The sequence below is a fragment of the Spirillospora sp. NPDC048911 genome, assembly GCF_043198015.1.
In the GTDB taxonomy this organism is placed as follows: domain Bacteria; phylum Actinomycetota; class Actinomycetes; order Streptosporangiales; family Streptosporangiaceae; genus Spirillospora.
The window spans coordinates 58,167-71,674 of the sequence record NZ_JBICUD010000007.1 but is presented as its reverse complement, the minus strand read 5'-3'; the positions used below and the strand labels follow the sequence as shown (position 1 = coordinate 71,674).

Here is a 13,508-nt window from a genome sequence, read left to right as displayed (position 1 = left end):
AAAGGACCGGAGGAACACCCGGTGAGCATGCCTCCGACTTTCGACGAGTCGTCGCCGATCCAGGCGCGGGTGGCCGAGGCGCCCCTGCTTCCCCTGGGTGAGCAGCTCTTCCAGCGCCTGCTGCGGCAGCGGATCGTCGTCCTCGGCCAGCAGGTCGACGACGACATCGCCAACCGCATCTGCGCCGAGCTGCTGCTGCTGTCCGCCGAGGACGGCCGCCGCGACATCACGCTTTACATCAACTCGCCAGGTGGCTCCGTCACCGCCGGCATGGCGATCTACGACATCATGCAGTACGTCCCGAACGACATCGTGACGGTCGGCATGGGCCTGGCCGCCTCGATGGGGCAGTTCCTGCTGTGCGCCGGCACGACCGGCAAGCGGTTCGCCCTGCCGCACGCGCGGATCATGATGCACCAGCCGTCCGGCGGCATCGGCGGCACGGCCTCCGACATCAAGATCCAGGCCGAGCAGATGTTGTACGTGAAGAAGACGCTCGCCGAGAAGATCGCCTTCCACACGGGCCAGTCGCTGGACCAGATCGAGCGCGACTCCGACCGTGACCGCTGGTTCACCGCCGCCGACGCCAAGGACTACGGCTTCGTCGACCACGTGGTGCAGAGCGCGACGCAGGTGCCCTCCGAGGGCCCCGTCTCCTGACGACTGAATCTTTATCGGAGGCACACAGTGAGCGACCTGATCAGGCCCAACCTGGTGACGGCGGGGGGCGCGACCCCCGTCGACAACCGCTACATCATTCCGTCGTTCGTCGAGCGCACCACGTACGGGGTCAAGGAGATGAACCCGTACAACAAGCTCTTCGAAGAGCGGATCATCTTCCTCGGCGTGCAGATCGACGACGCGTCGGCCAACGACGTGATGGCCCAGCTGATCACGCTCGAGTCGATCGACCCGGACCGCGACATCAGCATCTACATCAACTCGCCGGGCGGCTCGTTCACCGCCATGACGGCGATCTATGACACGATGCAGTTCGTCAAGCCCGACGTGCAGACCGTCTGCATCGGCCAGGCCGCCTCGGCCGCGGCCGTGCTGCTGGCGGCCGGCACCCAGGGCAAGCGGGCGGCACTGCCCAACTCGCGGATCCTGATCCATCAGCCCGCGACCGAGGGCACCTACGGCCAGTCCAGCGACATCGAGATCCAGGCCCGCGAGATCATGCGGATCCGGGAGCTCCTCGAGGACATCCTCGCCAAGCACAGCGGCAAGGATCTGGCGGAGGTGCGGCACGACATCGAGCGTGACAAGATTCTTACTGCCGAGGAAGCCAAGGCGTACGGTCTGATCGACGACGTCTTCCAGAGCAGGAAGCGCAAGGCCGAGGTAGTGTCGTCCTGAGACGGCAACCCGGATGAGGTAGCGCCCCCAGCCCGGTCGTCATAGTTCCGGGCGAGGGGCTTACCAAGTCCGTTGGAGACGGTAACGTCGAATCCAACGTCGAGAGCCTTCGGGACGCAATCGAGCTGCGCCGCATCCTCTCAGGCGGGCGGCCCCACGAAAAGGAGACAGTTGGGTGGCACGCATCGGCGACGGTGGTGACTTGCTCAAGTGCTCGTTCTGCGGGAAGAGCCAGAAGCAGGTCAAGAAGCTCATCGCGGGTCCGGGCGTGTACATCTGCGACGAGTGCATCGATCTCTGTAACGAGATCATCGAGGAGGAGCTCTCCGAGACCTCCGACCTCAAGTGGGACAGCCTGCCCAAGCCGAGGGAGATCTTCGACTTCCTCGACTCCTACGTCATCGGGCAGGAGACGGCCAAGAAAGCTCTTTCCGTGGCCGTCTACAACCACTACAAGCGCATCCAGTCCGGCGACAACTCACGAGACGACGCGGTCGAGCTGGCCAAGTCGAACATCCTTCTCCTGGGTCCGACCGGATCGGGCAAGACGCTGCTCGCGCAGACGCTCGCCAAACTCCTCAACGTCCCGTTCGCCATCGCGGACGCCACCGCCCTCACCGAGGCCGGCTATGTGGGCGAGGACGTTGAGAACATCCTGCTGAAGCTGATCCAGGCGGCCGACTACGACGTCAAGAAGGCCGAGACGGGGATCATCTACATCGACGAGGTCGACAAGATAGCTCGCAAGAGCGAGAACCCGTCGATCACCCGGGACGTCTCGGGCGAGGGCGTGCAGCAGGCCCTGCTCAAGATCCTGGAGGGCACCACCGCGAGCGTCCCGCCCCAGGGCGGCCGCAAGCACCCCCACCAGGAGTTCATCCAGATCGACACCACCAACGTGCTGTTCATCTGCGGTGGCGCCTTCGCCGGCCTGGAGAAGATCGTCGAGTCCCGCGTCGGTAAGCAGGGCATGGGCTTCGGCGCGGTCATCCGTTCCAAGACCGAGTTCGACGAGTCGGTCAACGTGCTCGCCGACGTCATGCCCGAGGACCTCCTCAAGTTCGGCATGATCCCCGAGTTCGTGGGCCGTCTCCCGGTCATCACCAGCGTCCACAACCTGGACCGTGAGGCTCTGATCAACATCCTCACCGAGCCCAAGAACGCGCTGGTCCGCCAGTACCACCGGCTCTTCGAGCTGGACGGGGTCGACCTGGAGTTCACCGACGACGCCCTCGAGGCGATCGCCGACCAGGCCATCCTCCGCGGCACCGGCGCCCGTGGCCTCCGCGCCATCATGGAAGAGGTCCTCCTCTCGGTGATGTACGAGGTTCCGTCCCGCCACGACGTCGCCCGCGTCGTGATCACCCGGGAAGCCGTCCTGGAACACGTCAACCCGACCCTCGTCCCGCGCGAACGCACCAAGCGCGAACCTCGGGAAAAGTCGGCCTGACGGCCTTCGGGCATGGGGGCAGTGTGTCCGCGGAAAGCGCGGACCACTGCCCTTCGCCATGCCTGCCCAGGGGGACGACCCCCTGGAACCCCCGATGCAGGGGCTCCGCCCCCGCACCCCCTTTTGGGGCTCCGCCCCTCGCCCCTCTGGGGCTTTGCCCCTCGCCCCTCTGGGGCTTCGCCCCTGGGCGTGTCGCAGCAGCCCGGCCATCCACCGGATGCTCCGCCGAAAGCCGTAGTAGTGGCGGGTCGACGGACGCGGCGAACTGCCAACGCGTCGGTGTGACCCCATTCACACCAAACCAAACGCTTGCTAGGCTCCGGGCATGATCTCCACGATCGTCTGGGGGACCGGCAACGTCGGCCGCCTGGCCATCCGCGCCATCGAAGCGCATCCGGCACTGGCCCTCACAGCCGTGCTCGTCAACAACCCGGACAAGGTGGGCCGCGACGCGGGAGACCTGGCCGGCCTCGGCCGCGACCTGGGCGTGGCGGCCAGCGACGACATCGAGACAGTGCTGGCCGGGCGTCCCCAGGCCGTTGTGTATGCAGCATCGGGAGAACTCCGCCCCGACGACGCCATCGCCGACATCGCCAAGGCGATCCGCGCCGGGGCCGTAGTCGTCACCCCGTCCCTCTACGCGCTCTACGACCAGCGCAACGCCCCGCCCGAGGTCCGCGACCCGATCATGGCCGCCATCTCCGAGGGAGGCGGCTCCCTCTTCGTCTCAGGAGTAGATCCAGGCTGGGGCAACGACATTCTTCCCGCGCTCCTCAGCGGCCTGGGCGGCACCATCGAGGCGATCCGCTGCCAGGAGATCTTCGACTACTCCACCTACGACCAGGAGGACTCGGTCCGCTACATCGTCGGCATGGGCCAGCCGATGGACTACGAGCCGCCCATGGTCGCCCCCACGATCCCGACCATGGTCTGGGGCGGCCAGATCCGCCTGATCGCCCGCGCCCTGGGCGTCGAGCTGGACGAGATCCGGGAGACCGTGACCCGCCGGGATCTGGACGAGACGATCACCACCGCCACTATGGGCGAGTTCGAGAAGGGCACCCAAGGCGCTCTCCGCTTCGAGGTCCAGGGAATCATCGACGACGAGCCCCGCATCGTCATCGAACACGTCACGCGCATTCACCCGTCCTGCGCCCCCGACTGGCCCACCCCGCCCGACGGCGACGGTGCCCACCGCGTGATCATCGAGGGCAGTCCGCGCATCGAGGTCACGGTCGAGGCGACCGAGAACGGCAACCGCGCCGAAGGTGGCAACGCCACAGCCGTGGGCCGCCTGGTCAACGCCATCGACTGGCTGGTAGAAGCCGCTCCCGGCCTCTACGACGCCCTGGACGTCCCGCTGCGCCCGGCGACCGGCAAGCTCGGAAGGAAGCCATGAACATCGACATCCCCGAGGGCAAGGACGCGATCGAGTACGTATGGGGCGAGATGATCCCCGGCATAGGCCCCGCCGCGGCGAACTTCTCCCTCTCCGTCTACGCGCACACCACCCTGGGCCTCCGCGAGTTCGAAGCGGCCCGCCTGCGCATAGCCCAGATCAACGGCTGCATCTTCTGCCTCGACTGGCGCACCGACCGCGACGGCGAAAAAGTAGAAGACGACTTCCCCGAAGCCGTCACCAACTGGCGAACCACCGACGCCTTCGACGACCGAACCCGCCTAGCCGCCGAATACGCCGAACGCTACGCCGAAGACCACCACAACCTGGACGAAGACTTCTGGGCCCGTATGACAGCCCACTACAGCCAGCAAGAAATCGTCGAACTCTCCATGAGCCTGGGCTCCTGGCTAGCCTTCGGCCGCCTGAACCACGTCCTGGGCCTAGACACAATGTGCATGCTCCCCACCCACCGCTAGCCCCGAAGCGTCCGCCTGCTAAGTGGCTACGCAGTCGATCCAGTAGCGGCCGGTCTCATCGCGGCTCACTCCATGGATGTCGGTGCCCAGGAACGGGAAGGTGCGGTCGAAATCTTCGAGCGCGCGCAGGTAGCTCACCAGCGGCCCGTCGTCCGGTCCGACGGACTCACCCGGCATCAGCATCGGGATGCCGGGCGGGGTGACGACGACGATCGTGGCGGCGGTGCGGTCCGCCAGCCCGCTCAGCGGCACCCGCTCGGTCCTGGAGCGGATGAGGGCCTGGTAGCAGTCGGCCGGGGTGAGGACGGGTCGGGGCAGGTCGGTGAAGACCTCGTCGAGCAGGTCGTCGAGATTCGCGTCGCGCAGCTTTTCGTGCACCTGCGTACAGAGGGCGCGCAATGTCACGCCGGACGGGCCGAAGCCGGGCAGGACCTCGGCCAGCGGAAGGTCGCCGTCGTAGGCGTTCTTGAAGTCGATCAGCGCGTCGATCAGGGTCCCCCACTTGCCCTTGGTGATGCCGAGCGAGAACAGCACCAGCAGGGTGTGGTCCCCGGTCTTCTCCACGACGATGCCGCGCCGCTCCAGATAGGCGGCCACGATCCGGGCGGGTATGCCCCATCGCGTCGTGCCGCCGACGGCGTCCGCGCCGGGACAGGTGATCGTCACCTTGATCGGATCGAGCATGCAGTGGCCGTCGTCCAGCCCGTCGAATCCGTGCCAGGCGGCATCAGGCGCCAATGTCCAGCATTCCGGCCTGGTGGACAACACCTCAAGATCGGCGTCCTCGAACGGCATGGTGTCACCGGTGTGGGGATCGGTCACGTGGGAGGGTTGCCACACGCCGAAGAACCAGTCCGGACGGGCGGCGTCCTCGCGGATGCGGCCGGCGAGCCGGACCATCGTCTGCCGGAAGCGGATCGCCTCGACGATCGCCTCGCCGGTCAGGAACGGCCCGGACGGCCCGTCCATCATCGCCGCCGCCACGTCCAGCGAGGCGATCATCGGATACAGCGGCGAAGTGCTGGCGTGCATGAGGAACGTCTCGTTGAGCCGGTCATAGTCCACAGGGGCCTGCGGCGCGGGGCTCACGTGCAGCATCGACGACTGCGAAAGCGCAGCGAGGAGCTTGTGCGTGGATTGCGTGGTGAACACCGTCGGACGTGCCGGGCCGGGCAGGGACGCCTCGTTCACGGCCATGCCATATCGCCCCTCGTACAGCGGATTGAACCGGGCATAGGCGAACCATGCCTCGTCAAAGTGCACCCGCGGCACCGAGGCGCCCAGCAACTCAGCCACCCCAACGGCGTCGTAGCACAGACCGTCGTAGGTCGAATTGGTGACCACGGCGTACGCGGGTTCGGAAGCCGCCGCACAAGAAGTGAAGGGATGGTCGACCAATCGCTCGCGCACGGCCTCCGCCGAGAGCTTCCTGGCCGGAATGGGCCCCGCCAATCCAAGCCCATTGCGTTCGGGGACCAGATAGACCGGGCGGCCGCCGCTGATGGTGAGAGCGTGCTGGATCGACTTGTGGCAGTTGCGATCGACCAGGGCCAGCTCATCGCGGGCGATGGCGTGGTGGCCGACGATGCGGTTGGCGGTGGAGTTGCCGTTGACCACGAAGAACGTCCGGTCGGCACCGAAGATCCGGGCAGCGTTGCGCTCGGCCTCACCGATCGGGCCGGTGTGGTCGAGTGGTGACCCGAGTTCGGGAACGGAGATGGACAGGTCGGTGCGCAGCAGCCGTTCGCCGTAGTAGTCGAAGAACGCCCGGCCCACCGCCGACTTGAGGAAAGCCACCCCGCCGGCGTGCGCGGGGGTGTGCCAGGAATAGCGGTGCCGGCCGTCAAGTCGACATAGCGCTTCGAAGAACGGCGGGAGTATCCGCTCGGCATACTCCTCGGCCGCATGCGCGATCCGTCCGGCGATGAAGTCAGGCGTGTCCTCCAGCAGCAGGACGTAGCCCTGGATCACCTCGTACACCCACAGGGGAAGGTCGCGCGGCTCCTGGTCGGCGGCCATCAGAAAGACCGGCAGGCGGTGGAACCGCTGGGTCACCGCCTCCAGGACCCTCTCGCCGCCGTCAGCGGCCCAGCCGGTCAACATCGCCGTCAGCATCGACTCCGACCGGATCACCGCCAGCGCGTCGGCGCCGCGATGCGTCCACCGGACCCGCAGCCCGTGCTCCTCCATGGCCGTGCACAGCCGGCGCAACTGTTCGGCGACGGCGGAGTCCGCATCGGGCCGCTCGTCAGCGGCGACGAGAACAGTTCCCTCCACGGCAAGACCTCCATCGCGTCCCGTCGGCGAACACCCGGGGCATAACGCAACGTACGCGATTCTTGACACACAGTGCACATTCAAGGGCGAGGAGTAACCATCACGTCAGCATCACCAAGCCCAGCCGTAAGCAGGAGTGCAGACGGGCCGCTCCGCGACCGAAGCCGCCCAGACAGCCGCAGCTTCTCCAGACCCGCGTCAGCGAGCGATCGGGCAGTCCGGCGAGTCGAGCCAGATCGTCTGCCCCTCCGGTGTCACGGTCATTCCGAAGCGGTCCCGACCAGGTTCACGCCAGCTGACCCATTGGAAGTAGGCCGCCTCCGCCTCGTCCCACAGCCTCCGGTCACCAGCCTGCTCGACGTCGTAGGTGTCCTTGCCTTGCTCGTAGGTCGCGCTGGCCCAAGAGCCGGCAGAAGCCCACAGCCACAGCGTGTACTTGCCGCCCGCCTGAGTGCTCTTGGAGAAGACCTCTCCCAGCGTGGCCGACATCGCGAGATCAGCACCCGGGGGCGCGAAGGCGATAGTCCGAGGATCGACCGCCGTCTGGGAACGTGTCGCCTCCACACCGTCCATATCAAGGGCAGGGGGCCGCTGCGAACGGATCATCATGTACGAGGCGTAGCCAGGAACGCGGCCTACAGCGGTGCCGTCTGGCATCACCACAAGCCGTAGCTCATGCCCATACCCGAATCCAGGACTGTACGGCAGCACGATCACGCCCCCGGGCCTGGTCTGCTCGATCCAGGTATAAGGCACCACGCGTACGCCACAGGTGACGTGTACACGGTCGTACGGCGCCGCTTCAGCCCAACCCCGCACACCGTCACCGACGACCAATCGAGGCGAGGCGCCGGCATTCTTGAGATTGTCCGCCGCCTGCTCGGCGACCTGTGGGTCGACCTCCACGCTGACGACGTTGCCTTCCTCGGCCAAATGCGCCAGAAGCCCGGCGGTCCATCCGGTCCCAGTGCCGATCTCCAGCACCCGATGACCACGCTCGACGTCCAGCAACTCCAGCAGAGACACAACGGTACTGGGTGCAGAACAAGACGATGTGAAAACCCCGCTCGTGGCATCGGAGACCCCGTCGTCAAGCTGCGTGATGATCGCATCTTGCGTGTAGGCGAGACTCAGCCAGCCATCAGGGTCAAGGTCACGATCCACTCGATCGCCTTGCCCCGTCCCTGCGATCCGGGGGACGAACGTGTGCCGGGGGACGTCGTGCAGCGCCGCCCGTACCTTCTCCTGAGTCAGCCACCCGTCCACGGCCAGCTGATCCGCCATGGCCTCGATGTGCTGCACGACGTCCCCCATGTCGGCTACTTCCCTCGCTTCCCGTCGCCCTTGTCATCGGGCTTCTGCGGTGGCGGGACGGGCTTGTGCCCGTTCTTCTCCGCTGGGTTCTCGTGCTTGCCCACCCATGTTCCTTTCACTGTGCCAGCGCGGCCGGTCATCGCGCTTGTAACCCTCAGGCCGAACGGGTTGTGACTCATCTGAGAACCCCGTCCGCCCAGAGGGGGACTAGAGAGCGAGGCATGCCCAGACGGTCTTGCCGCCTGTCTCAGGTGGGTGGGCTCGGATACCCCACGCCTGGGCGACTGCCTCGACGATGAGCAGCCCGCGTCCTGCGGTGTCCTCGGGCTCGGGTGTCTTCCTCGCGGGCTTGGATTCCGCGGGATCCCAGATCTCGATCATCAGAACTGCGGGAAGACAGATGACCTGGAAGCCGATGAGACGCCCACGGCCGGCGTTCACCGCGTTCGTCACCAGCTCGCTCACCACGAGCGTCGCGTTCTCGACATGGTCGCTGAGCCCCCACTTGTGGAGATGAGCCTCCGTGAGATCGCGAAGGAGACCCACCACCGCGGGCGTGGCGATTACGCCCTTCCCGAACTCACGTCCATGTGCCTGGAGCCTCTCCGTCAAGGTCGTCATCGCCTCGATTTCCGATCTGGGAGCACGCGGCCCTCGTAGGGGCTGTCACTTTCAGTGAACAGTCGCTCACGTCTACGTCACAGAGCGGTAGTGGTGCACTCGTGGTGCATCTCTGCGGCATCCGCGCTGCATCGGGGGACCCAGGTCGTACGCTGACGTTGGCGAACGCAAGAAAGCCGGTCTCGCGGAGGACGTTCGATGACGACAATGCGTCGACCTCGTCTGGCAAAGCGCCGGAAAACGCAAGGATTCACTCAGGAATCCCTGGCGGCGGCGTTGGGATCCGACAGGTCTACCGTCGCCCGGTGGGAACGCGGGCAGTGCGATCCCCAGGCATATCACCGGGCCAAGCTTTGCCGCCTGCTTGAACTCAGCCCGGATGAACTTGACGAGGTGTTGACAGAGCAGACGACGGGTGCGCAGACCGACTCAACGGCGCTCATCGGCCGGGCGGTGACCACCGGTGCTGTGAGCGGCCCGATGATCACACTGGACGGTGGTTCTGATGAACTGGAGGACCTGAACCGCCGCACGCTGCTTGGGTTGCTCGCTGCCACGGCAGTGGTGGTGCCGTTAGGCAGAGACTTCGAGCCGGTCCGCGCTGCCTTGACCGGCACCGTCATCGACGAGGTGAGGGAAAACGACGCTGACCTTTGGGAGCGCGTCGCCTTCGACTATGCCCACGAGGTCGGCCACCTCTCGACAGCCGGGATACTTCCCGAGTTGTTGACCGACATCGTTGAGCTCAACATGCTGGTCTCGCGTGCCCGAAGTGACGCCATTAAACGGCGGCTCATCCGCACTGCGGCCCATCTGGCCGCCCTTACCGCCATTGCGCTGACCAATGTCGGAGACCCTCGCAGCGCACGTCGCTGGTGGCGAACAGCGACGAGCTCCGCTGACGCGTCGGGTGACCCTGAAACGCGATCGCTCGTTCGTGGTCGGCAAGCCGTGTTCTCCCTCTATGAAGAGCGTCCCACTCTGACGATCCTCAAGGTGGCAGAGCAAGCCATAGAGATCGGGGGCAATGCGCCGATTCCTGGAGTCGTGAGCGGTCAGGCGGCCAGAGCCCAGGCGCTCGCGCGGCTTGGCCGGCACCAGGAGGCCCGAAAGGTACTGGAAGACCTGGAGGGATTGTTCGAACGTCTCCCTGTCCAAGTGCAAGATGACCGCGTGTCCCAATGGGGCTGGTCAGAGCATCGCCTCCAACATGTCGCAAGCAATGTGCACACCTTCGCGGGGAATATCAAACTGGCCACCCGTGCCCAGGCCAGAGCGCTCGATCTCTACCCGCACACACACTGGCAGGGGCGTACCCAGGTGGAGTTGCACCGTGCGGGCTGTCTGCTCCGTGCAGGTGATATCGACGAAGGCGGGCGACACATGGTGAGGGTTTTGGAGCGTTTGCCAACTGAACTCGGGAATGACGCGCTTTTGCGGCGTACCGCACTCACCTCGCTCGCGATGGTCCCTGAGGCCACGGTGGGGCGGTCAGCGGTGCAGGAGGCGTACCAGTTGCTCACGGTGACCGGAAGGCAATGATGATGCCGGAGTTGAAGTTCAGCAGGCACGATGCCAAGGCGGTCCAGGGAATTCTCGATGATGTGGTCGTGCCGCTTTATGTGGCCAGCCACGCGGAGGTGAGTGGCGATCCGTTCTATTCGAGTGAGCGGTTCGCTGAGCGGGTTCGGGGTTACCTGCGGGCGCCGGCCTTCGAGATCGTTGTCGCGTACGTGGGCGGGACGGCTGTGGGGCAGGCGTTCGGGTATGCGCTGCCGCCTCATGCGCGGTGGTGGCAGGGGTTGACGACTCCAGTGCCGGAGCGGTTCACCGAGGAGAGTGGTGAACGGACGTTTGCCCTGAACGAGTTGATGGTCGTGCCTGAGTGGCAGGGGCAGGGCGTCGCTCATGCCCTTCATGACGAGTTGTTGCGGGGGAGGGGCGAGGAACGTGCGACGTTGCTGGTGCGGGAGGACAACATGTCAGCCCAGAACGCGTATGCCCGGTGGGGTTGGCGGAAGATCGGCAAGCTGCGGCCCTTTCCGGACGCTCCGCATTTCGACTCGCTGGTCATCGAGTTGCCGCTTGGTGGGATGGAGGGGGCGCACCACTGAAGGGGCGTTTTCCGGGGGCTTGCCCCCGGTTCGATGAAACTGTCCGAGCGTAGCGAGGGCGATGTTCTTGAGGGCTTGTCCTTGGGTTTTTAGGAGCCGCCTAGGCCTGCTTCTCTGGCTAGGACGATCGCTTGGGCCCGGTCTGCCACGTGGAGCTTCATGAAGATGTTCGAGACGTGGTTGCGGACCGTTTTCTGGCTCAGGAAGAGGGCGGCGGCTATGTCCTGGTTGCTTCGGCCCTGAGCTATGAGTTCTAGGACTTCGCGTTCGCGTTCGGTGAGCTGGGGGAAGGCCGCCTGGCGCGGGTCGGGCATGTCGGTGAAGTAGGCCAGGACGCGGCGGGCGATCTCGGGGCCGTAGATCGCCTCGCCGGCGGCCACGGCCCGGACGGCGCGGGCGATCTCTTCGGCGCCGGACTCCTTGAGGAGGTAGCCGCGGGCCCCGGCGCGCATGGCGGCGAAGACGGAGTCGTCGTCGCGGAACATGGTGAGGACGAGGACGCCGATCCGGGGGCTCGTGCGGGTGATGGTGCGGGTCGCCTCGATGCCGTTGCCGCCGGGCATGTGGAGATCCATCACGACGACGTCGGGTTGCAGCTCGGCGGACAGCCTGACGGCCTCGGGGCCGCTCTCCGCCTCGGCCACGACGTCCACGCCGAGCGCCGTCAGGAGCCCCTTGAGGCCCTGGCGGAAAACGGGGTGATCATCGGTGATGAGGACCCGGATGCCCTCTGCGCTCATGTTCGTCCGCCTTTGCCGGTCGAAGGCCGATGCTACCCGGCACGGCGAGGGGAAGCCGTGCCGAGACGACCGTGCCGCCGCCGGCGCGCGAGGTGATCGTGCAGCCGCCGCCGACCTCGGCCGCCCATTCGTGCATGGCGGCCAGGCCTCGGCCACCGCGAGGGCGGGCGCCGTTGGTGTGGCCGTTGTGCAGGCCCCTGCCCGAGTCGGCGACGGTGAGGTGCAGTTCGGTGTCGCGGCTCAGGAGGACGAGCGCGGTGCACGCGTTGGAGTGCCTGCGGACGTTCGTGAGGGCCTCGGCGACGATGTGGTACGCGGCTACCTCGGTGGCCGCGGGGAGGTCCGTGGGGTCGCCGTCGAACCGGACGTCCACCCGTTCGCAGGCGCCCTCGGCGAGGGATTCGATCGCGCCCACCAGGCCCAGGTCGTCCAGCGCCGGTGGGCGCAGTCCGTGTGCGAGGTCGCGGACCTCCCCGACGGTGGAGGCGAGCCGGTCGCGTATCTCGCAGAGGATCGGGTCCACCCGGGCGGGATCGGTGGCGAGCATGATCCTGGCCTCGTCGAGGGACATCGCGACGCTGGCGAGGGTCGGGCCCAGCTCGTCGTGCAGGTTGTGGCGGATGCGGCGGCGTTCCTCCTCGTGGGCGGCCAGCATCCGCGTGCGCGACCGCTGGAGGTTCGCGGTCAGCCGTACGAGATGCGGGATGCTGGCCAGGTGCGCCGTCACCGCTCCGGCGGTGAACGCGCCGGCCACGCAGGCCGCACGCGGCAGTAGCCTCCGCATCCCGTCCTTCCCCTCGTGCCGGTCTCCCGATGGGGCCGTCCTCATCCGGAACGACCCTGTCCGGTGGGGTGACCCGGTGTCAGGTGACCTGTGTCCCGAGCGCAACGGGAAAACGCATTCTGATCATGGTCCAGGTCAGTCCTCGACGTCGTCGCGCAGGTCGCGCATGACGGCGGCGACGCTGAGGCTGCTGTAGACGCGGGTGGACGAGAGGGACGAGTCCGGCGCCGGGTAGACGAGCCCGAACGTGTCGCCGGTCATCCAGCCGCACATCGCCGTGGAGACCGAGGGAATGGTCGTGGTGGACGAGACGTGGCGGATGCTCACGCAGGCCGCCTCGCCGTCGCCGCCCGCGTCGCTGATCGGCAGCGTCAGCGTGCTGAACCGGCTGGAGTCCATCTCGCGGTTGACGGCCTGCCGGAAGCTCCCCACGAGGGTGTCGGGGTCGAAGTCGCCCTCCGCGCCGACGAACACGTAACGGTCGCTGCCGATGCCGTAGACGGCGGACTTGACGGTGTCGACCTTGTAGCCGGTGACCTGCTGGATGATCCGCCGCTGGCTGCTGATCGTCGAGCTCATCCGCACTTCGGCCGAGTAGTCGCGGCTGCGGCCGCCCGCCACCGCCGGGGTGTCGATCGTGTGGTCGTTCATGCTGACGGCGACGATCGCGACGACGGCGATCAGGACGACGGCCGCGACCCCGGCGAAGACGATGCCGAGGACGCAGCCCGCGTTCGACTTGCGCCGCATCGGGGGCGGGCCGTACGCCATCGGGGGCGGCGCGCCGTAGCCGTAGCCGTAGGGCTGTCCGGGCGGACCGCCGGGTGCCGGAGGGGGGTTCCAACCGCTCATGTCAACGCTCCTTGCCGGGCCGGGCGAGCGATTCGAGGGGGTGCTCGCCCGGTCGATTGATGCGTTGGACGTACGCGGCGTTCGGCGCGTTGCGCTCGCGGAGCGGTTTTTCCCGCCTG

Annotated in this window: 13 protein-coding genes; 7 read left to right on the top strand and 6 right to left on the bottom strand. The window is 66.8% G+C overall.

Features of this window, described 5'->3' with window-relative positions; genetic code table 11:
- Positions 1-27: 27 nt before the first annotated feature.
- The 5 genes from ACGFNU_RS29930 to ACGFNU_RS29910 all read left to right on the top strand — a co-directional run bounded on the left by ACGFNU_RS29930 (position 28) and on the right by ACGFNU_RS29910 (position 4,687).
- A complete protein-coding gene (locus tag ACGFNU_RS29930; RefSeq protein ID WP_392599743.1) occupies positions 28-660 on the top strand; it encodes a ClpP family protease in 633 nt (210 codons plus the stop codon).
- 27 nt (positions 661-687) lie between these two features.
- On the top strand, positions 688-1,359 hold the full coding sequence (locus ACGFNU_RS29925; protein WP_392598942.1) for an ATP-dependent Clp protease proteolytic subunit: 672 nt from the start codon (positions 688-690) through the stop codon (positions 1,357-1,359).
- A gap of 175 nt (positions 1,360-1,534) precedes the next feature.
- Positions 1,535-2,809 carry an ATP-dependent Clp protease ATP-binding subunit ClpX gene (gene clpX / locus ACGFNU_RS29920; protein ID WP_151571241.1) on the top strand — a complete coding sequence of 425 codons (1,275 nt, stop codon included), beginning with the start codon at positions 1,535-1,537 and terminating at the stop codon, positions 2,807-2,809.
- Positions 2,810-3,134: 325 nt separating this feature from the next.
- On the top strand, positions 3,135-4,208 hold the full coding sequence (locus ACGFNU_RS29915) for a dihydrodipicolinate reductase (protein WP_392598940.1): 1,074 nt from the start codon (positions 3,135-3,137) through the stop codon (positions 4,206-4,208).
- Complete coding sequence (locus ACGFNU_RS29910) at positions 4,205-4,687, top strand: carboxymuconolactone decarboxylase family protein (protein WP_392598938.1); 483 nt, start codon at positions 4,205-4,207, stop codon at positions 4,685-4,687. The genes ACGFNU_RS29915 and ACGFNU_RS29910 overlap by 4 nt, the downstream gene beginning before the upstream one ends.
- 18 nt (positions 4,688-4,705) lie before the next feature.
- Here the strand turns inward: ACGFNU_RS29910 and ACGFNU_RS29905 are convergent, their stop codons facing one another.
- The 3 genes from ACGFNU_RS29905 to ACGFNU_RS29895 form a co-directional block, all read right to left on the bottom strand.
- Positions 4,706-6,964 carry an Orn/Lys/Arg decarboxylase N-terminal domain-containing protein gene (locus ACGFNU_RS29905; RefSeq protein WP_392598936.1) on the bottom strand — a complete coding sequence of 753 codons (2,259 nt, stop codon included), beginning with the start codon at positions 6,962-6,964 and terminating at the stop codon, positions 4,706-4,708.
- Between the two features lie 198 nt (positions 6,965-7,162).
- On the bottom strand, positions 7,163-8,278 hold the full coding sequence (locus ACGFNU_RS29900; RefSeq protein ID WP_392598934.1) for a methyltransferase domain-containing protein: 1,116 nt from the start codon (positions 8,276-8,278) through the stop codon (positions 7,163-7,165).
- 207 nt (positions 8,279-8,485) lie between these two features.
- The gene (locus ACGFNU_RS29895) at positions 8,486-8,890 is read right to left on the bottom strand and encodes an ATP-binding protein (RefSeq protein WP_392598932.1); all 405 of its coding nucleotides are present in this window, start codon (positions 8,888-8,890) and stop codon (positions 8,486-8,488) included.
- 207 nt (positions 8,891-9,097) lie between these two features.
- Between ACGFNU_RS29895 and ACGFNU_RS29890 the strand changes: the two genes are divergently transcribed.
- A complete protein-coding gene (locus ACGFNU_RS29890) occupies positions 9,098-10,441 on the top strand; it encodes a helix-turn-helix transcriptional regulator (protein WP_392598930.1) in 1,344 nt (447 codons plus the stop codon).
- Positions 10,438-11,013, top strand: coding sequence for a GNAT family N-acetyltransferase (locus ACGFNU_RS29885; protein WP_392598928.1), 576 nt, complete (start codon positions 10,438-10,440; stop codon positions 11,011-11,013). Before ACGFNU_RS29890 ends, ACGFNU_RS29885 begins: the two co-directional genes overlap by 4 nt.
- 89 nt (positions 11,014-11,102) lie before the next feature.
- Here the strand turns inward: ACGFNU_RS29885 and ACGFNU_RS29880 are convergent, their stop codons facing one another.
- From ACGFNU_RS29880 to ACGFNU_RS29870, 3 genes are all read right to left on the bottom strand, one after another.
- Positions 11,103-11,753 (bottom strand): response regulator, encoded by a 651-nt coding sequence (locus ACGFNU_RS29880; protein ID WP_392598926.1) that lies wholly within the window; start codon positions 11,751-11,753, stop codon positions 11,103-11,105.
- Complete coding sequence (locus tag ACGFNU_RS29875; protein ID WP_392598924.1) at positions 11,716-12,537, bottom strand: sensor histidine kinase; 822 nt, start codon at positions 12,535-12,537, stop codon at positions 11,716-11,718. The genes ACGFNU_RS29880 and ACGFNU_RS29875 overlap by 38 nt, the downstream gene beginning before the upstream one ends.
- 135 nt (positions 12,538-12,672) lie before the next feature.
- Positions 12,673-13,389: a hypothetical protein gene (locus tag ACGFNU_RS29870; protein WP_392598922.1), complete on the bottom strand. Its 717-nt coding sequence runs from the start codon at positions 13,387-13,389 to the stop codon at positions 12,673-12,675.
- Positions 13,390-13,508: the final 119 nt, after the last annotated feature.